The sequence below is a fragment of the Halobacillus sp. A1-3 genome (assembly GCF_050971765.1).
Taxonomy (GTDB): Bacteria; Bacillota; Bacilli; order Bacillales; family Halobacillaceae; genus Halobacillus; species Halobacillus mangrovi_B.
On the sequence record NZ_JBPCEO010000012.1, the window covers coordinates 38,521 to 58,165 of the forward strand.

Sequence of the window (19,645 nt, forward strand, 5' to 3'; positions counted from 1 at the left end):
ATAGTGTATCAGAAAAATAAGATTTCATGGTCAGATTGATCAAATTGAAATGAATATATGCCTTTTGACCTACACTTCTTCCTGAAATGAGGAAGGTTGATCAGAGATTAATGTGCCAAAATCCTGTCCCTTGCACAAATCCATCATCACTCCAGGCTCATTGAAATTAAAAATGTGTACAGGCAGTTGATGGTCGCGAGCAAGCAATAGCGCAGCCTGATCCATCACCTGGATATCTTGTAAGAGAATATCATTATAATTTAAATTTCCGTAAAGTTTTGCATCTTGATTTAACGTAGGATCCGTTGTATATACCCCATTTACTCCTTGTTTTGCCACAAGGATCGCGTCACATTCCAATTCGATGGCACGTTGTACAGCCGGATAATCCGTTGTAACAAAGGGCTGCCCGTTTCCTCCTGCGAGAATCGTAATGTAGCCCTTCTTTAGATAATTTACTGCTTTAAGACGTATATAGGGTTCAGCAACTGAAGACATCGGCACAGACGTCATCACACGTACTTCTTTTTCTGTTTTGCTTTTCAATACTCCTCTGAGCATCAAACTATTTATAACGGTTCCGAGCGTCCCAATATTGTCAGCTTCTACACGATCAATCCCCCACTGTTCCGCCGTCCGCCCCCTAAAGATATTTCCACCTCCGACGACAAGCGTGACTTCTACACCAGCATTAACAAGAGCAATAATTTCAGTGGCAATATGTTCTAAACTTCCGTTATCAAAATTGTCCTTTGTATTCCCACTCAAAGCTCCACCGCTTATTTTCAATAATACTCTCTTATATCTCACGCTTTACAGGCCTCCTTTTGTTAAAAAAAGAGCATAGACTAAAGTCTATGCTCTCCTTTCAGAACGAAATGATAAATAAGCTTGCTGGTTGATACTTAGAAGCTGCTTCATCATCATTTCGTCCCCTCTTTTCAATTAGGCTATTTATCATTGTATCATATGCGGCTTCAGAAGCAACGTTTCCTTACTCGAAAGAGGAAACAGGGACGCTTACTTCAAACCAGGGATGATCTGCAGGTTGTTCTTTTTCACCGTCAGTAGTAACCGGGTAAAAATAAAGATCGAGCTTCTTTGATTCTTCACTGAGATTAAACTTGTTGAAGTGAATGTATTGGAAGGTAGAAAATGTTCCACGTACTGCTTTTTTTGTTTCTCCATTAAACGTCGTCCCGTTTTCATCAACGGCTTTGACCAGAAGCTGAACCTCCCCGTCAGTCCGCTTCCACTCATCTCCATTTGCATTCATGAGATCATTACCATCTCTGTACCAGATGCCGAGGAATAGGTTTTTATTGTTCTGCATGGTATATAACTTAGTCATATGAATCCCAGATTCGGGGATTTTGGTAGAGCTTGAGGTGAGGGAGACAGGGTGACTTTTCGGCTCTTCCAGCATTGGATACTGATGTTCGTCCGTCAAGCGATTAAAAGTACGATTATCTAAATAAAAGAAAAATACAGCAGCGAGAACGGCTACAAATCCAATAATGGCTAAACGCGTCCACCTCAATTTGCCCCCTCCATTCTATTAAATCCTGTCTTCATTATATCAAACCTAAAGCTTTACATAACGCTATCTCATCGCCTTTTTCATACAAAAAGAGGCACCTCTCGAGTTCTCTCCACAGGAGTTCGAAAGGTGCACTTTTTTATAAATATTTCTTTTGTACTTTCTTCCCGCCAAAACTGAAAACAACTTCTCGATTTTCGACTCTGGTTTCTATGTGAACAGGGCGGCCCCACAATTGATAAATATATGGAAGTACTTTTTCCAAGTACCCGATATCAAGTTCGACATCTTCAAAATGGTGTTTCAAATAAATTTCTCCGCTTTTCACATAATCGCCATCCTGGACGGTAATGTATGGAAAACCTCCATTTACCCTCATGGTCACAAGCTGATCACGAACCGCTTCATGGTCCTTATCTGTAATCTTATATTTTTGCCCTTGCTTTTGAAATAAATATAAGTCTTCTCTTCGAACAAGCTCTTTAGTTAAATAATTGCGAATGAAGCTTTGATCCGACTCAATTTCACGTACTTCAAAAATCTTTTCCCTACCTGAACCAGGTTCTACTCCGTGCTTTCTCATTTCATCGGATGGGTTGTCGTATCTGTCTTCAATATCCTCAAAAATTTTCAGCCCCAGGTAATAGGGGTTCAATTGAGTTTTTGAAGGCTGAACGACGCTTGCATTGAGTTTTGCAAATTCTACAGCTTCGTCACTCGTCAGATCCATTTCTCTTAGGATTCTTGCATGCCAGTAAGACGCCCAGCCTTCATTCATGATTTTCGTTTCAAGCTGAGGCCAGAAATAAAGCATCTCCTCTCGCATCATCGTTAAAATGTCGCGCTGCCAGTCATCGAGTTCCCTGCTGTACTGCTCAATGAACAGTAGTAAATCCTTCTCAGGCCGAGGAGGGAACTTCCGCTTTTTCTTAAATGCTGGGCGATCTTCCGAAGAGGACTCATCCATTTTCCATAGATCATCATATGGAGTGTATATACGCTGCTCTCCACTTTCTTCATCATCATCAATGGACCAGCTTAACTTTGGCCGCACGAGCGAAGGATCGATATGTTCTTGAATGGCAAGGACAGCATCAAGGAAAGACTCCACTTCTTCTTTACCATAAAGCTTTTCATAAGCGGCGATTCGCTCGGCTGTTGCGGCCATACTTTCTACCATATCTCGTTTTGTATTTTGAAAACGGGCATTATTTTTAAAAAAGTCACAGTGAGCCAACACATGAGCAACAATCAATTTATTCTGAATCAGGCTGTTCGAATTTAACAAAAAAGCATAACAAGGATTCGAGTTGATGACCAACTCATATATCTTACTCAGGCCAAGATCGTATTGAATTTTCATTTTATAATATTGTTTTCCGAAGCTCCAATGGGAAAAACGCGTCGGCATTCCGTAAGCACCAAACGTATAAATAATATCATCAGGACAGACTTCGTATCGCATTGGGTAAAAATCAAGCCCAAACCCTTTTGCGATGTCCGTAATCTCTCTTATCGCATATTCGAGCTTTTTGTTATCTTCTGGTTTCAAAGATGCCCCCTCCTTGAATTTCGCTTATCTTAACTATATGAAGGCATCACAAGGAAAATGAAAGATAGATGACATGTCCCCATATCAAATCATGCTAGAATAGTTTCGCCATTAGGTACTCGTCCACCCATTTGCCATTTACAAGCAAAGAATGTTTTTTTATTCCTTCCACCTGAAAACCTACTTTTTTATACAGTTTAAGTGCACGCGCATTATGAACCATGGCGGTCAATTCAAGTCTATGTATATGATGATCAATGGCCCAGCCGTCTACTTTTTCAAACAATTGACTGCCCCACCCCATCCCCTGATAACCAGCCAAAACTCCTGTAACAACTCTTGCGAAATGACGGTTTCGTTTTGCAGTGCCCCCGATGCACATCACATATCCGATCAATTTATTATGATCTCTCGCAGCAAAAAGCACGGAATTTTCTTGTTTTCCTAGCGACTTAATAAAAGACCGTGCTTTCTCTATAGACATCCCCCTTTCACCAGCCTCGTACAAAAGAAAATCAGATTCCTTCTCCAATTGATTGGATAAAGAAACAAAGGCGCTTGCCTCCTCTGGTTGTACAATAGAAATCATTGACATTGCTTCCCTCTATTCAGTTATTCCTATTGTATAGCAAAAAGAAGAGCGTGCGAGACACTTTCGCTCTTCAGTGAATTTTGCTTAAATAATAATGAGAAAGTTATGAGACGATAAAATCATATGTAGAAGGGGGAGGAGTCGCACAAAAGTGGTTCACAATGGTACTCTATAACACCAGGCTCCCCTAATAAGGGAACCTGGTGATGTTTTTTATCGGGCTTCTGGGAAGATACGGTCAACCATTTGACCAAATTCCTGGAAGAACCCACGGACAGGATCTCCATTTTGAACATCGTTGACATAATTGTTTGTTAAATCAACAAAATCAGGGTTTGTTGAAACATACACGTTATTGATGTCCTGATCTGTAGCTTTAACCGCCTTGGTTATTTCATTTTCCTTTTTATCGGAAAGATCTGTCGTATCTCTGTTATCATCTAAAACGGCTGCAACATAGGCATTGTCACGGGTTTTAAGAACGTATGCTCTTTCGATTCCCTTAACATCTCTGGCAACTTTATCTGCTGCTCTTTCTGCAACATCATAATTTGTGTTGTGAACCATACCACGGTCATTGTCGTATTGGTTAACACGATTGCCTTCTTCATACATATTGTCAGCAGCACGCTCAAAACGAGTGTTTTGTACACCCTCATAGTTATCCTGGCCAGTACCTGTTTCCTGTTCTGCTTGACAGGCAACCAGAGAGGAAGCAGCTACTAAACCAATTGCGAATGCTTTTAACTTCATTGGTATCCCTCCTAAGAAGCTTATTTGTAGTATGTGTCGCTCGAATGTAAATATGCGAAGGGGATGGATTCCAAAAAAACATAATAAAAAAGCCTTCCCTGAGGAAGACTTTAACCACTGAATGGTAGCTGCCACCAAATATGAATAAAAAGTAGAAATACAAAAAGCATACCATTTAAAAACAATAAAAAAGGTGGAAGCAGTTTATAATAACCCAGGACCTTTTTGTAACAAATCCTTATTATGTAAAAACCAGCAAATAAAATAATATACAGACTAATGAACCAAATCCAGCTAAATTTTGTTGTTCCATCAATCCCGATTTCATACCCGATGGCGTAGATCAACCAGGCGACTAAAAATGCAATGATGGATATAGGTACAAATCTTTGCTCACTTTTTATGTATGAGAGGGAAATAATTGCACTAATTAATGTCAACCCGCCTAATATCTCACTGATCACAATCATTACCCTATGGGTCGTGTCCGTTTCAGCCGTTGCGAAGCTTAAAAGCATAAACAAACTGAAAGCAATGACCCCGCCCAAATTGACATAAAGTAATTGTTTCTCGGTCATCACTGAATCTCCCTTCACTTCCTATCCTGCAAAACGTTCTCTATTATCATAACAAAATTATGTCTGTTTTGGGAAAATTTGATCAAATGCAGTCGTATTTTCCCTAACTGTGACGAACTTCCTGACTTATGGAAGACCGCTTCGGTCATAATAAAAACACTCCTTGCTAAAGGATGTGTGACCCATGAATCATCATGATTACGATAAAGCTTTACACTTTATGATCTGGGGTCAATGGGACGACTTACTCGTTCTAATGGTACGTACACGGGATCATTTTTTATCAAAAAAAATCGAGACCTTTTTGCACGCATGCTATTACCCCGGAACGGAAAGTGAAATGCTTAAGTCGCATGAGAATTTGTTGAATTATCTAGACCATGCCCAAGCTACATCCCACTCCACCATATATATGTATTAAAAACAGCCACCTCAGAGTTTTCCATAAATTGGATGACCTGAGGTGGAGTTTTTTGCTCAATCAAATACGTGGATATTGCTGGATGAGTGGGTGAATGTGTAATTCATCGATCACCATATGTTTTGGCGCTTGTACCATATAAACAACTGCTTCTGCAATATCCTGAACTTTCAGCCAGTCTGCTTTTTCCGGATCCCCTTGTGTGCCATTAGCAAAATAGGTGTCCACCATCCCTGGATTAACAGTTCCGACTCTGATGCCATGTTCTCTGACTTCCTGAGCTAAAGAACCCATAAATCCTTGAACAGCATATTTAGTTGCCGTATAGAGCGAACCTTCAGGAATGGTGTAGCGGGAAACATCAGAAGCGACAGTCACTATCGTTCCAAATTGCTGTTTTTTCATCATTGGCAGTACGGCTTTACTTGCCAGAAACACGCCTTGAACGTTTATTTCAAAAGTTTTTTGCCATTCTTCTACGGTTAATTTTTCTACTGGTTTGAATTGACCTACACCCGCATTATTGATCAGGATATCTACTCTTCCGAATGCATTTTTTGTTGCTTGTATGACGTGGTCAATATCGTTTTCGTTACTTACGTCAGCCGTAAAGGATAAGATGTTAGATAATCCCTTTCCTTCTAACTCTTCTTTTGTATGATGAATATCATCCGAACTTCCCAACAAAGCTAATCGCACACCTTCTTGAGCAAGCTGACTTGCAATTTCCTTACCAATTCCTCTGGATGCTCCAGTGATTACTGCAACTTGATCCTTTAACACGATATCTCTCTCCTTCTACGTTCGTTCTCGCTTAATTTGGGTATCCACTTTATAACTAACTTCAAACAAATCGCGTCTGCGGTCACGAAGCTGGCGGACGGTTCCTGATTTTCTTTGACGGCGCAAGATCTCTAAATCTACATCTCCTACAACGACGGTTTCTACGTTTGGATTACATTCTCCTATGATCCCATCTCTTGCGAATTCAAAATCTGATGGAGTAAAAATTCCAGATTGGGCATATTGAATATCCATATTTTCAACTTGAGTTAAGTTTCCAACTGTGCCTGCTATAACCGTGTACACTTGATTCTCTACAGCTCGAGCCTGCGCACAATAGCGAACCCTCAAGTACCCTTGCCGGTCATCTGTACAGAAGGGTACAAAAATGATGTTGGCTCCCTGATCCACTGCATAGCGGGCAAGCTCAGGAAATTGAATATCGTAACAGATCTGGATCGCTATTTTCCCACAATCTGTATCAAAAACCTTCACCGCATCTCCTGGCTGTATCCCCCACCACGTGCGTTCATTTGGAGTGACGTGGATCTTATACTGCTTTTCAATGGTACCGTCTCTGCGGAATAAATAAGAAATATTATATATTTGTTCATCTTCTTCCACAAAGTGAGATCCGCCAATGATATTGACATTGTATTTTACAGCCAAATGAGTAAACATTTCAATGTAATCTTCTGTGTACTCAGATAAACGCCTTACCGCTGTCGAAGGGACTTTTTCATCTAAGAAGGACATCAGCTGAGTCGTAAATATCTCAGGAAATACAGCAAAATCAGAGCCATAGTCTGCTGCAACGTCTACATAATACTCACACTGCTTAGCAAATTCTTCAAAGGAGTCAATGTTCTTCATCATGTATTGTATCACCATGATTCTCACAGGGTTACTTGTTTTGAAGTATCGTTTCGTTCGAGCCCGATAATCAATATTATTCCATTCCATCAGGGTAGCATATTTAGAAGATTTTTCATCATCCGGCAAGTAATTGGGATTGATCCTCATTACTGTGAACCCATTCATAATTTGAAAAGTCAATACAGGATCATAAATATTTTGATTTCTCACTTCTTCTACGTATTCTCTCGGAGACATCTCCTTTTCGTATTTATGATAATTAGGAATTCTGCCACCAATGATAATGCTCTTTAAATTCAGGGTCATCGCCAGCTCTTTTCTAGCTTCATATAATCGACGTCCAATTTTCATTCCGCGATATTCCGGATGGACCATAACCTCAATTCCATACAAATTGTACCCATCTGGATCATGGTTTGTAATATAACCTTCATCTGTGATGTCATCCCACGTATGCTTATCATCATATTCATCAAAATTGACAATAAGGCTGGAGCAGCTGCCGATGATTTTTCCTTCATATTCCACAACGAACTGTCCTTCAGGAAAAATATTCAGATGACTTTCTAAATGACTCCTTTTCCATGGTTCCATATTCGGAAAGCATGCTTCTTGAAGTTCAAAGATTTGTTCTATGTCTTTTTCTTGCATATTACGAACGATAATTTTCTTTTCATATTGCGTCAAATCAAGCTTGGACATGAAAATCCCCTCTCTTGTTAAGGTTCTCCCTCTACCCTTATCGTACTTAATGGCAAAACCATCTGTCTAGTTGGAACTTGCTCATTTTATAGAAATGAAATGTATGAATTGATATACTTCATAATTCAATGTAATATGAACGTGAAGAGGTGTAGCCTATGAATGGTTTTGAAAAACGAAAAGAACGTAAAAAATCGAATATATTAAACGCTGCTTTTGATCTGTTTTCTCAATACGGTGTTCAAAAGGTAAGTATTCAGGAAATTGCACAAAAAGCTCAAGTATCACAAGTTACAATTTACAATTATTTTGGAGGAAAAGATCAACTCCTATTCGAAACAGTAAAAAAATTCGTCTATGAAAAGTTTGACTATTTCAAAGAAATCGTCCATGACGAAGAATTGAATTTCAAGGATAAAATCAGCACTGTCATTCAAGGAAAAAAAGAAAGTGCTCTTCATATTAGTCCTGACTTCATTCAAGCAGTGATGGCTGATCAGCCCCATATTAAGGAATTCATCAGAAAATTTTCTGAAGAAGATACCGTGCCTCTCCTGATGGAATTGATTGATCAAGGAAAAAAACAGGGATACATTCACCCTGAACTATCTTTTCAAACTATTATGTTTTATGTGGAAATGTATTATCAAGCCATGCAATCGAACATCCCTATGATGAAAGAATCCCCAGCTGAATTCAGTGAAGAAATCACACACTTATTCTTCTATGGTTTAATGGGTGATCAACAAAAAAAGATTCATGATGAATAAAGAGCTGCCCCTTAAATATGGACAGCTCTTTCCTGTTACCGGAATGTTTGGACATACCAGCTAATCGCTTTATTCAGTGGACTGTCGAACAGCTTTTCTCGCCAGTACAAGTCTGCCGTTTGAGAAACCACATTGTTTCTCGCCGGGTATGGGTGAACAATGTTGGATAAAGACTGAAATTTTTTATTTAACGCCTGTAATGTTCCTACTTCTTGCATCCATTCTCCCGCGCCCTCTCCAATGGCGTGTGCACCAACAATTTTCCCTCTTTGGTTTGTCATCACCTTAACAAGCCCCTCTTTATGACATTCAGCCATAAAACGGTCATTATTCCGAAGCATTGTCTTAAAGGTTAATAATTGATCTCCATACTTTTCCTGGGCTTCTGCTTCTGTTAGCCCTAAGTGATAGATCTCTGGGGAGGTATAAACAACCCACGGGACTTTCGCGTAGGAAACTTTTCTTGAGAGACCTAGAACAGCATTCGAGACAGCAACTTTCCCTTCCATACCTGCTACATGGGTGAAAGGCATCGAGCCGTTACAGTCACCAACGGCATAAATATGACTGCAAGTGGTACGAAGAGCGGTGTCCACATCAATAGAACCTCGGCTTACCTTTACTCCTGCATTCTTAAGATCTAAGGAATCGATGTTTGCATTTCGTCCAGCAGCAACAAGAATCCGTTCTGCTTCAATGGAGCCCTCTGCACCGTCCTTCGTGTAATATACGGTGAGTCCGTCTAATTTCTTTTCCACCCTGTCAACCTTTGCCCTTGTAAGGACATTTAGTTCTTGTGACAAAAGATCGTGGGCTGTGCTGGCAATCTCCCGGTCTTCTTTAGAAAGGATTTCATCCCCACCTTCGATGACAGTAACTTCTATCCCTAAACGTGCCATCGCCTGGGATAATTCTATACCAATAATGCCGCCTCCGACTACAGCTAACGATTGAGGCCGTTCCTTTAGTGAGAATATGGTTTCATTCGTTAAATAATCTACCGTATCTAAGCCGTTGATCGGAGGAACGACAGGTGAAGATCCTGTCGCAATGACAAAACGCTTAGCTGTGATTGTTTCCTCTCCAACAAGAAGCGTGTGCTCATCTTTAAAAGCAGCCTCCGCTTCATACAAATCAATACCTAATTCAACAAACCGGTCTTTTGAATCATGCTCTTGAACGTCTTGCACAGCTTCAGCAACTCTCTCCATGACTTGCCTGAAGAGCCTGTCATATTCTTCTGAAGAAAAAGAAGAATAGCGAGCAGCTTCATAGACTTCTTTTGCAGATTGAATGAGTGCTTTAGAAGGCATGCACCCATAATGCAGGCAATCCCCTCCTAGTTCGGCCTTTCGCTCAATAAGCGCTACAGAGGCACCAAAACTTGCAGCACCGGCTGCAACTGTCAGGCCGCCAGACCCGCCTCCAATCACCGCTATCTGATAGTCAAAATTCAAGCTTTCTCCTCCTCGTTTATCCGCTGATAATTTTCCGCGATATTCTCCATCCGTTTTCTGTTCACACCTAGATCGGAATAACCGACTCTCGATGCCGATCGAAAATGTACGAGAGCCTCTTGTTCATCTAAGTAAAATTCAATATCATCTTTGAATCTTAGCAATTTGGTTGTTACTACCGCATGAATGTACGTATCTGTCTCCATTTCAATAGAGGTGCGATCCATATCGTTAAGTATTTGTTTTAGTCGTGTTCTCGTCTCAGCAAGATCTCCTGTGAAGGGTAAAGGTTGCATTTGTTTATCAGTTTTTTTGGTTTGACTAGATACGCAATTTGGCGAGTCTGGGCACTCAGCTAACTGGCCGTTTTTGACTCCGTGGTATGATTTGGACATATTGATTCCCTCCTTAATTTCACACTACCCTTCTGTTCCCTTTAATTTCAACAAAAAACACTCCCGATATGCGGGAGTGTGCCATTACTTACTTTTTTCATTTTTGTTGCCTTTATCTTTTTTATCTTTACTGCCTTGCTTTTTCTGTTCTTTATCTTTATTTTTTGCTTTTTCACTCTTTTGGCTAATGCTTGATTCATTTTTGACTTTATTCTTCGATTTTGATTTGTCAGTTTTTTTTTCAATGGTGGATTTCTTTTTTTGTTCGTCTTTTCCCGGATTTTCTTCTTGAGATTTTGATCTGGTCTCAGACTTGTCTTTAGAAGTATTTTCGGATTTACTTTGAGATGCAGTGCTCTTCTGATCAGGAGAGCTCTCTTGTTTTTTAAGCTGACCCGGGGCTGTTTCATTTCCTTTCCCAGGATTTGCTTTTTCTTTGGGTTGAGAATGCTGATCGTCTGAATGCTTCTGATTATCCAATGAATTGGATGCCTTTGGTCCTATCGGATCGTCTTTAATCGAATCTTCTACTTCGTCCGATGACGGTGATGTCTTCTTATAAAAGGATTGTATAATTTCTTTATCATCATCTTCCACAGTAATTGAAACCTCTGAAACATTCTCTTCCGTACTGGAAGCACTTCGACTATCTATTCTCTCAGCCATAATAGCATTGACAGATTGATCGGATTCATTTGCTTTCTGACGAATCTTTTCTGGCACAAGGAAGGTGGCAATAGTCATCCCTGTGGAACGTTCAGCTAAAAACTGCTCCATTTGCTTTGAGTATTCATCAACCTGATTAGACTGGATATAGCTGATACCTATTAAAACCCTGTTATCAGAATTCACATATCCCTTTTCTCTGCTTAAGTTAATCATATCGTAGGCGACTTCTGAAGCATCACGTTTCTTCCAATCGTTCAGATTCGCTAAAACTTCTTCAGCCTGTTCATTCTTCGGAGATATATCCAGCACTTGCATCTTATCATTCAATTTCAATTCAACACTTGGATTAATATCAATATTTACATAGGCATACGCCTGATTGCTTCCATACCATGAGTACATCGGAAAAAAAGCCAATAAGAGTGCGAGTGTAATAATCACTACTTTGAAATGACTCCTACTCCTATCGATGATTTGCGTCCATTGAAACACCGTTTGTTTTTCCTGCAATGCCTGAAAGTGAACTTCCATGCCAACTTCTGCATGTTGAAGCCGTCTTGCTCGGTGAAACCGGCCATCGTGCGTCATGACGATGGTGTACTCTTTTTTCTGCTCCATGACAATACCTTTTCTCACACACCCACCCCTTTCAGGTAGTCTTTTAGATATTCGTAATCTCCATCAAAGATGAGAACGAGTGCGATAATGAATTTCCGATTACGTTCAAGTGTTTTTTTACTCACTTCAACTCGATCAATAAGATCTTTGATCGGTAACCGGCCCTTGGTGATGACTTTTTCACGTAGAGAGCTGTCCTCGTACACCATTCTAGCAACTTGCACAGCTGATTCTCGTGCATCTCTATGTTTAGGTGAAGAATCAATTAAATCTTCGAATGTAAGTTTGTACTTCTTAAGCTGCTCTTGAAACTCCAAGATTTCTTCACGCCTGTACCAGGCTTCCGTCTCTAACTGGTGACGGTCCTTGGCTGCAGCTACTTCGGAAGGATTCTCCATTTGCTCTTCGTCATAGTATTCTTCATCAAGGGAAGTGACATCAGGTCTCTTTTGTTCATTTCGAATATGGTCAATTACTTTGCGCTTTATGACCAATCGTGCAAAAGATAGAAAAGAGCTTCCTTTATCACAGGAATAGGCCTGAATTGCTTCATTAAAAGCAAGCAATCCTATACTAAACTCATCATCTTTAGATGGATCGATATATCGTTTACATACTTCAGATACACTTTTGGCGATGAAAGGTTGATACTGTTTTAGTATTTCATTTCTTGCTTCGTCGTCCCCGTTTTTAGCTGATTGCACTTGATCATCCAGGGAGGTGTCGTCTTTCTTAAACAGTCGTCTGATCAACCTCTATCACCTCCAGCCATTAAAGATTTCGCATGATTTCTGCGATTTGTGGGTGTCTTTCAAAAGAATGTTTCATTTGTGTTACAAAAATGTATCAACCAATCCATCTGAAAGTCGTTGTTCCTTAAAAGGTAAAGGATGTCAGGTATTGTATCGAGCATGACTATTTTACTGAATATAGAGAGAATGGTCTACCACATGAGGGTTACATTTTATTAAATAAACATTTCAAAAAATAGGTCATTAGTCATTATTGATGGTTAAAGGAAGCCATTAACCGTAGAATTTGCATACTCATAAGTCTAAAGTCTTGATCTTTTATTCGCGTAAAGGTAGGTTTATCGGTCTCTTTCTTGGGAAAAACCTTATGTATGGATACAAGAACCGGAAAAGGAGGATTAACGTTGAAAGCTGTCCTATTGAACTGCAGTTTAGAAAAAGGCAACAAATCTACAGATACTGAAAAGCTCCTCCATCATTCCGCACACCTCTTTCAAAGCGAAGAAATTGACGTTGAGAGGATTCATTTAAGAGATTTTCATATAAACTTCGGGATCACACCCAAACTTGATGGGGAAGATGATTGGCCATTCATCTTTGAAAAAATTCTGGAGGCAGATATCGTCCTCTTCGCTACTCCGATTGCGATGGGAGATAAAACAAGTATTGCCACATTAATTTTAGAAAGACTTCAAGGGTATCGTCATATGAAAAACCGGAAAGGACAAGGGATTTTCTATAATAAAGTCGGTGGCGCTATTGTCTCGGATGAAGGAGATGGAGGTGCACCATTAGCGGCCCAATCGATCCATTATCGTTTATCGATGCTTGGTTTTACGCTCCCCCCGCATGCCAGTGCTATATGTACCAAGCATTTTGAAGATGCAACGGCCCGCGAATGGGCATGTGTTGAAAAAGAGGTAAATCGTATGACCTATAACCTGATTTATTTTGCTGAACTCTTAGACTTCAACCCTATTCCGGTATTGGAATTAGAGGAATAAAAATAGAAAAAAGTACGGAAGAGTTTTTCTTCCGTACCTTTTTTTAATGATTTATCGGGATTGTTGTTGATAAAAATAATCGATTGGAACAGCAAGCCCTACCCGGCCCTCAACATCCTCATACAAGGTAGCAAACACAACAGCTATAACCTTTCCACCGTCATTAATAACCGGACTTCCTGAATTACCTCTGTAAATAGGAGCATCAAGCATAAGAACAGGCTGATTCCAGTCATCCAAATTTTTGTAACCAAGGATATTCCCCTGATTAGCAATTCCTGTAAACTTCAAAGGATTCCCTATGAAATACACATGCTCCTCTTCTTCAAAATTCGTCTGTTCTGCCAGTTCCAAGTGAGGAAAACCGTCTCCCTCTGCATCTAATACGGCCAGGTCTACTTCAGGGTATTCAGCGACAACATCAGCTTGAAACAATCCTTTGTCTGGAAATGCTACAGAAATCCTTTTTGCTCCTTCAATAACATGGTGGTTGGTTAAAATCGTCCCATCATCTTTTATGGCAAAGCCTGTTCCTTTACTTTGACCAGCTTCTACGACGACGACTGATTTTTTATAGTCTTGCACTTGTTCATTCGTCGATAAAGCTGCTGAGGTTTTTAAAAAGTCTAGAGCAGGTATCGAGAAAGTATTAGGCAAGACAGCTACAATGTTGATGATCATCATGATAGCAATTACCCAGAAAATCCATTTTGGAAAGGGACGCTTAGTTCTCCTCTGTTCTTCCCTTTCAAGACGGTCTCTTTCCCACGCCTTCCGCTTTTCTTCCTGAACTAAGTCGTATAACTCTTCATCATCAAATTCTTCATAGAGATCATCATCTATGATGTCTTTCTTGTAATCATCGCGATCATCCAAGAGCTGTCCCCCCTTTACAGGAGAATTGGAACTACATCGCGCTGACCTTTACGGAGCCTTGCTGCATTTGATACATCTGGTAATATTGGCCTTCCTGTGCGATCAGCTCTTTATGTGTCCCTTGCTCTACCATTGTACCATGGTTCAAGACAAAAATTTGATCTGCCTGCTGGATGGTAGACAATCTGTGAGCGATTACCAATGTCGTTCGGCCTCGCTTCAGGACTTCTAGTGCTCTCTGGATCATCTGCTCTGTTTCGGTATCGATATTTGCAGTCGCTTCATCAAGAATCAAAACAGCTGGATCAAAGGCTAATGCTCTGGCAAACGAAATCAACTGCCTTTCTCCCATGGATAGGGAATCTCCTTTTTCTCTAACAGGAGTATCATACCCTTTTGGTAACTTTTCGATGAAACGATCAGCTCCGACGGCTTTTAGAGCTTCTTTCGCCATTTCCCGGGAAATACGGTCATCATGCATAGTTACATTCGACAAGATTGATCCAGAGAAGATAAACGGATCTTGAAGCACAATACCCATATGGCTGCGCACTTGCTGCCTAGACCAGTTTTTTGTGGAATGCCCGTCAATTGTAATGGATCCACGCTGCGGGTCATAGAACCTGAATAACAAGTTCATAATCGAGCTTTTCCCCGATCCAGTGTGTCCGACAAAGGCCGCCGTCTGTCCTGGTCTAATATCAAAAGAAATATCTTTTAGCACATCATTGCCTTCGTCATAAGCAAATGTGACCTGATCAAAAACAATATGACCATCGTATCGTTTGATCTTCTCGGTATCCACCGTTTCGGAATCTTCATCCAGCAATTGAAATACACGGCCTGCTGATACTCGAGCTTCTTCTAGCTGTGGAAGTTGATTGACCAAATCGGTAATTGGCTGGAAAAGACGGTTCAAATAATCTACGAAGGCATATAAAACACCAACAGTTACGACTCCTTCTGCTCCTAAAGATTGAGAGCCAAAATACCATAAGAATCCTACAAAAGCAATATTCCTCAAAACATTAACTAGATTCCATGAAGTAAGCGCACTTAACCTAACGAGTTTCCTCCGATAAGTGAAATGTCGCTCATTCAATTCTTCAAAGTCATTCGACGTTTGTTGCTCCTGTCGATATGCCTGGATGATTGACATTCCTTGAATCGCTTCATTGATGTTTCCGTTCATATCACTGACCGTAGACCTGACGACTTTGTTGTATTTTCCGCCATATCGCTTATACAGCTTCATCCATACATAAATGATCGGAACGAGCAAAAGACACATGAGTGCAAGCCTGACATCGAGTAAAAATAAGGCGACATATATACCTGCCATATAGAAAAAGCTCGTTACAAAAGTCGCTAACACCCGAACATAAAGCTCGCGAATCGCTTCCGTATCGTTCGTCACTCGGGCCACGATTTTTCCCGCTGGCTGATTGACAAAATACTGGACTGGAAGACGCTGAATATGAGTAAAAAGATCATTCCTCATCTTACGAATGATTCGGTTTGAAGTCTTTTGTAATAAAAACGTATGGGAGAATTGAAAGACAGCAGCAATAAATAATAGACCTACATAAATTCCTAACAACCAATAGATCGAAGGGATTTCTGGTTGGAAGAAGCGGAATAGCTGAGCAAGCGAAAGCGACTCGGCTTCTGCTTGATAAGTTTGCTCAGGCGTTTTAACCGTCAGTTGGCTTGCATCAATCTCCCGGTTCCCAGTTGTGGGGAGCTCTTCATTCACGAAATAGTAAGAGCGGTTGACCTGAAGTATTGTTGCGACAGCCAATGTATTTTCCGTTCCATCCAGTCGGTCCTCACGTTTATACCATTCACCATCGTAAGCTACCGTGTATTCATCTTTCGTCTCCACTTGGTACCATTGATCTTCAATGCCGACAATATGCTCATCGATCAATCGTTTGGCGATAAATGGACCCGTCAATTCCAATGCAACCGCTATAACAAGGCAGACCAATCCGATGAGGATGCTTTTTTTGAAATACAAAGCATACTGAAGCAGTTTACGCTCTGTAGATATTTTCTTCATCGTCTCGCCTCCCCATCCTCTAACTGTTGTCGTTTATATTGTTCTCGATACCAGCCACTTTGACGGATGAGTTCCTCATGGGTACCTTCTTCTACAATCCGCCCTTCATCTAGGACGATGATATGGTCTGCATGAGTCACAGCAGACAAGCGATGAGCTGCGATCAAAGTGGTTTTGCCTTTTCTTTCTTTTCTTAAATGTTCAATGATATTTGCCTCTGTTTTTCCATCAACGGCTGACATGGCATCATCAAGGATCAGAATCTGCGGATCCATGATAAAGGCTCTAGCAATCGACACACGCTGTTTTTGGCCCCCAGATAACGTGACACCGCTCTCTCCAACTTTTGTATCCAACCCTTTAGGAAGATTTTTAATATCTTCTAAGAAATGAGCAAGTTTAAGAACCCGGTGAATTTCTTCGTCAGTCGCGTCCGATTTACCGAATTGGATATTTTCTCGCACTGTTTTTGAAAAAAGGACTTGATCCTGCGGAACATAACCGATCCAGGAACGTGTTGTTTCAAGTTCCAAATCTTGAATATCTACACCATTGATGTGCAAATCTCCTTTGATCCCGGGGTACTCACGAAGCAGCTGACGGAAAATCGTTGTTTTACCTGCGCCCGTTTTGCCGACAATTCCGATCGTCTCTCCCTGGCAGATACTGATGTTAATATCTTTTAACCCTTGCATTTCTGCATCTGGGTATTGGAAGGAAACATTCTTGAAAATGATTTCTTTAGGGCGATCCATCACTTTTGAAACGGCAGGGCTCCACACATCAGGCTCATAATCCAGCGTTTCGTTCACTCGATCAAGGGAGGCATTTCCACGTTGTAAAACGTTGATCAGTTCTCCAACCGCGAACATAGGCCAAATCAGCATTCCTAAATAAACGTTAAATGAAACCATTTGGCCCAACGTGATGACATTCTGAAAAACAAGTGCTGCGCCATAGCCGAGGCCTATGGTGTAAGAAAGTCCGACAAGGATCTGAATCGTGGGCTCAAATAGTGCGTCGATCTTAGCGACTTCAATATTCTTGTCATAAACATCTTCTGTCATCGTTTGAAACCTTTGATTATCGTTATTTTCCTGCACAAAAGCACGCAAAACCCGTACTCCACGGACAGATTCAAGCACATTATTATTCATCTCTCCAAAAGCTGTCTGAGCCTCTGTGAACCGAGCATGAATCACTTTTCCATACTTATTCATGGCAATAGCCATGATTGGCAAAGGAAGAAGTGCGGCCAAGGTCAGCTGCCAACTGATTGTAAACCCCATCACAGCAATGATTAACAACATGAACACCGTAGAATCAACAAGCGTTAAAATACCAAATCCTGCTGTCATCGTGAGCGCCTTCAAATCATTGGTTGCTCGAGCCATCAAATCTCCAGTTCGGTTCTTACCGAAAAACGTTGGGGTCATCTTTAGAAAATGGTTCATCAATTTTGAACGCATTGTTCTCTCCATGATCATTGCCCCACTAAATAAGGTGTAATCCCATAAATAAGAGATGGAATAGCTGGCAACGATGACTCCTCCATAGATCAGCATGACCTCCATCAATTTTTCTGAAGTAAGTGTGTCAAATTGGATTTCGTCAATCGCCATACCAATAATCTTCGGCGGGATAAGGTCGATCACACTTGCGATAACTAGAGCGATAACCGCAAAAGTATAACGCTTCCAATATTTTTTAAAAAACCAACTCAATTTAAACAAAACACTAAACATAAGACTTCCGCCCTTTCCTACTTACCGATCTTTGCTAACCGCTCTCTTTCCACTCTTCGTTCCATTCTTGACGGTTCTTAGTTCTAATCATTTCATAAGTACCTCCTAAAAATTTTTTATTTATGTCAAGCAAGAAAATTCCTTGCTGAACATCAAAAAAGAGCATACGTCCATGACGTATGCTCTACATACAAAAAAAGGACACGTATATAACCGTGGCCTCATGTATCCTATGGATTTGAAATCAAACGATTCCTATACAAGGTCAAAAATCCGCCACGATCGATATGAAATTGTCGTTTGGAATAAACGTTGTTTTTTCATCGTCGTGACCTCCATGTATCAATGATTATATATTATATAATTTTCAAAAAATTAATTCAACTGTATTTTTGTAAATTTCTTGAATGAGTTTTATTATGGAAAGGTTAGATCTTTACCAACAAGAATGACAAGGGCAAGAATAATAATGATAATCGTGACAAATACAATTGATAACGGCCTGGATACATTCGCACGCTGCACTTCTTCCCATCTAACTGGACGGATTCCACTAATTGAGAAAATGCTGACAGCCGCTAGCAGAATGGACATGATATTAACGGTAACTAACAAAAATGCACCAAAAGCTAATTCATAAGATCCATCCCCAAGTGACATACCCATGGCTACACTCGGCGGAAGCAGGGCTACAGCAACCATCACTCCGACCAGGTTCCCGGACAATCGGTTAAGGAAAGCAAGCGCTCCTGCCGCCCCTGAAGCGACCCCCAGAAATATGTCCACAATCGTGACTTTTGTCCGATCAATGTATTGATCCGTTCCCATTCCCATATCAGAGAAATAACCAAATAATATAGAAATGATTAATACAATAGCGACTCCATACAAAGAAGTAGCAATTGATTTTCCCAGTAGCTTATAATCTCCCAGTATAGAAGAAAAGGCGATAGCGATTACAGGACCAATCATTGGGGCAATCACCATGGCTCCAATGACAACAGCCTCGCTGTCTTTCAAAAAGCCAACGGTGGCAACGACGGCAGAAAGAATAATCAATAAGGAATAATTTAAGGTAATATGACTGTTCTTTTCAACGGAACTTAACAATTCATGCCGGCTTGCCCTTAGTAAACTTGCTTTATCTTCCTCATTATCTTGTTTCTCTTTTTCTTTCTCTTCTTTTGCTTCCTGGTGGATCGTTTCTTTTGATAAATAGGTTTGAACAGGAATAAGCATCGTTTCAAAACCTTCCACTACATTTGATACTTCTTCTAAATAATTGAGTATCTCTTCTACGTTACGAGTTTCAACTAGGATACGAACGAGCATCCTCTCCTCTGACTCACTCGAGACCCAATAAGACTGATGATCGTATTCCTGCAGGTTTTCATTGATCGACTCAAAATGACGGTCAGGAATATACACTTCGATAAGCTGTAAGTTCACAGGGAATTCCTCCTTTCAGGGGTATTTATTAAATTTTCGTAAGGAGTTTAA

19 protein-coding genes are annotated in these 19,645 nt (G+C 40.5%); 3 read left to right on the forward strand and 16 right to left on the reverse strand.

Annotation, left to right across the window (positions count from 1 at the left end; translation table 11 throughout):
• Window positions 1-69: 69 nt before the first annotated feature.
• From pyrH to ACRYKC_RS18495, 6 genes are all read right to left on the reverse strand, one after another.
• Entirely contained in the window at window positions 70-810 is a 741-nt protein-coding gene (pyrH, locus tag ACRYKC_RS18470; RefSeq protein WP_433809063.1) for a UMP kinase, read from the reverse strand.
• A gap of 184 nt (window positions 811-994) precedes the next feature.
• Window positions 995-1,540, reverse strand: coding sequence for a hypothetical protein (locus tag ACRYKC_RS18475; RefSeq protein ID WP_433809065.1), 546 nt, complete (start codon window positions 1,538-1,540; stop codon window positions 995-997).
• Window positions 1,541-1,679: 139 nt separating this feature from the next.
• On the reverse strand, window positions 1,680-3,092 hold the full coding sequence (locus ACRYKC_RS18480) for a SpoVR family protein (protein ID WP_433809067.1): 1,413 nt from the start codon (window positions 3,090-3,092) through the stop codon (window positions 1,680-1,682).
• Window positions 3,093-3,186: 94 nt separating this feature from the next.
• Complete coding sequence (locus ACRYKC_RS18485) at window positions 3,187-3,681, reverse strand: GNAT family N-acetyltransferase (protein WP_433809069.1); 495 nt, start codon at window positions 3,679-3,681, stop codon at window positions 3,187-3,189.
• Between the two features lie 216 nt (window positions 3,682-3,897).
• Window positions 3,898-4,437: a YhcN/YlaJ family sporulation lipoprotein gene (locus ACRYKC_RS18490; protein WP_433809071.1), complete on the reverse strand. Its 540-nt coding sequence runs from the start codon at window positions 4,435-4,437 to the stop codon at window positions 3,898-3,900.
• A gap of 110 nt (window positions 4,438-4,547) precedes the next feature.
• Window positions 4,548-5,015 carry a hypothetical protein gene (locus ACRYKC_RS18495; RefSeq protein WP_433809073.1) on the reverse strand — a complete coding sequence of 156 codons (468 nt, stop codon included), beginning with the start codon at window positions 5,013-5,015 and terminating at the stop codon, window positions 4,548-4,550.
• A gap of 184 nt (window positions 5,016-5,199) precedes the next feature.
• Between ACRYKC_RS18495 and ACRYKC_RS18500 the strand changes: the two genes are divergently transcribed.
• A complete protein-coding gene (locus ACRYKC_RS18500) occupies window positions 5,200-5,436 on the forward strand; it encodes a YhdB family protein (RefSeq protein WP_433809075.1) in 237 nt (78 codons plus the stop codon).
• A 60-nt stretch (window positions 5,437-5,496) separates the two neighbouring features.
• Here ACRYKC_RS18500 and ACRYKC_RS18505 read toward each other — a convergent pair whose 3' ends face one another.
• Together ACRYKC_RS18505 and ACRYKC_RS18510 are read right to left on the reverse strand one after the other, a co-directional pair.
• A complete protein-coding gene (locus ACRYKC_RS18505) occupies window positions 5,497-6,219 on the reverse strand; it encodes an SDR family oxidoreductase (protein ID WP_433809077.1) in 723 nt (240 codons plus the stop codon).
• Between the two features lie 15 nt (window positions 6,220-6,234).
• Window positions 6,235-7,797: a GNAT family N-acetyltransferase gene (locus ACRYKC_RS18510; protein WP_433809079.1), complete on the reverse strand. Its 1,563-nt coding sequence runs from the start codon at window positions 7,795-7,797 to the stop codon at window positions 6,235-6,237.
• Window positions 7,798-7,955: 158 nt separating this feature from the next.
• Here ACRYKC_RS18510 and ACRYKC_RS18515 point away from each other — a divergent pair, with 158 nt between their 5' ends.
• Window positions 7,956-8,567 carry a TetR/AcrR family transcriptional regulator gene (locus ACRYKC_RS18515; RefSeq protein WP_433809081.1) on the forward strand — a complete coding sequence of 204 codons (612 nt, stop codon included), beginning with the start codon at window positions 7,956-7,958 and terminating at the stop codon, window positions 8,565-8,567.
• A 35-nt stretch (window positions 8,568-8,602) separates the two neighbouring features.
• On the opposite strand, the gene ACRYKC_RS18520 is transcribed toward ACRYKC_RS18515, so the two are convergent.
• From ACRYKC_RS18520 to sigI, 4 genes are all read right to left on the reverse strand, one after another.
• The gene (locus tag ACRYKC_RS18520; protein WP_433809083.1) at window positions 8,603-10,024 is read right to left on the reverse strand and encodes a dihydrolipoyl dehydrogenase family protein; all 1,422 of its coding nucleotides are present in this window, start codon (window positions 10,022-10,024) and stop codon (window positions 8,603-8,605) included.
• A complete protein-coding gene (locus tag ACRYKC_RS18525) occupies window positions 10,021-10,419 on the reverse strand; it encodes a DUF1499 domain-containing protein (RefSeq protein ID WP_433809085.1) in 399 nt (132 codons plus the stop codon). The genes ACRYKC_RS18520 and ACRYKC_RS18525 overlap by 4 nt, the downstream gene beginning before the upstream one ends.
• Before the next feature lie 84 nt (window positions 10,420-10,503).
• Window positions 10,504-11,724 (reverse strand): anti-sigma factor domain-containing protein, encoded by a 1,221-nt coding sequence (locus ACRYKC_RS18530; RefSeq protein ID WP_433809087.1) that lies wholly within the window; start codon window positions 11,722-11,724, stop codon window positions 10,504-10,506.
• Window positions 11,721-12,458, reverse strand: coding sequence for an RNA polymerase sigma-I factor (sigI, locus tag ACRYKC_RS18535; protein ID WP_433809089.1), 738 nt, complete (start codon window positions 12,456-12,458; stop codon window positions 11,721-11,723). The genes ACRYKC_RS18530 and sigI overlap by 4 nt, the downstream gene beginning before the upstream one ends.
• 404 nt (window positions 12,459-12,862) lie before the next feature.
• Between sigI and ACRYKC_RS18540 the strand changes: the two genes are divergently transcribed.
• Complete coding sequence (locus ACRYKC_RS18540; RefSeq protein ID WP_433809091.1) at window positions 12,863-13,462, forward strand: flavodoxin family protein; 600 nt, start codon at window positions 12,863-12,865, stop codon at window positions 13,460-13,462.
• Between the two features lie 51 nt (window positions 13,463-13,513).
• Here the strand turns inward: ACRYKC_RS18540 and ACRYKC_RS18545 are convergent, their stop codons facing one another.
• The 4 genes from ACRYKC_RS18545 to ACRYKC_RS18560 form a co-directional block, all read right to left on the reverse strand.
• On the reverse strand, window positions 13,514-14,338 hold the full coding sequence (locus ACRYKC_RS18545; RefSeq protein ID WP_433809093.1) for a S1C family serine protease: 825 nt from the start codon (window positions 14,336-14,338) through the stop codon (window positions 13,514-13,516).
• A 31-nt stretch (window positions 14,339-14,369) separates the two neighbouring features.
• Complete coding sequence (locus tag ACRYKC_RS18550) at window positions 14,370-16,400, reverse strand: ABC transporter ATP-binding protein (RefSeq protein WP_433809095.1); 2,031 nt, start codon at window positions 16,398-16,400, stop codon at window positions 14,370-14,372.
• Window positions 16,397-18,145 (reverse strand): ABC transporter ATP-binding protein, encoded by a 1,749-nt coding sequence (locus ACRYKC_RS18555; RefSeq protein WP_433809097.1) that lies wholly within the window; start codon window positions 18,143-18,145, stop codon window positions 16,397-16,399. Before ACRYKC_RS18555 ends, ACRYKC_RS18550 begins: the two co-directional genes overlap by 4 nt.
• A gap of 417 nt (window positions 18,146-18,562) precedes the next feature.
• Entirely contained in the window at window positions 18,563-19,594 is a 1,032-nt protein-coding gene (locus tag ACRYKC_RS18560) for a TIGR00341 family protein (RefSeq protein WP_433809099.1), read from the reverse strand.
• Window positions 19,595-19,645: the final 51 nt, after the last annotated feature.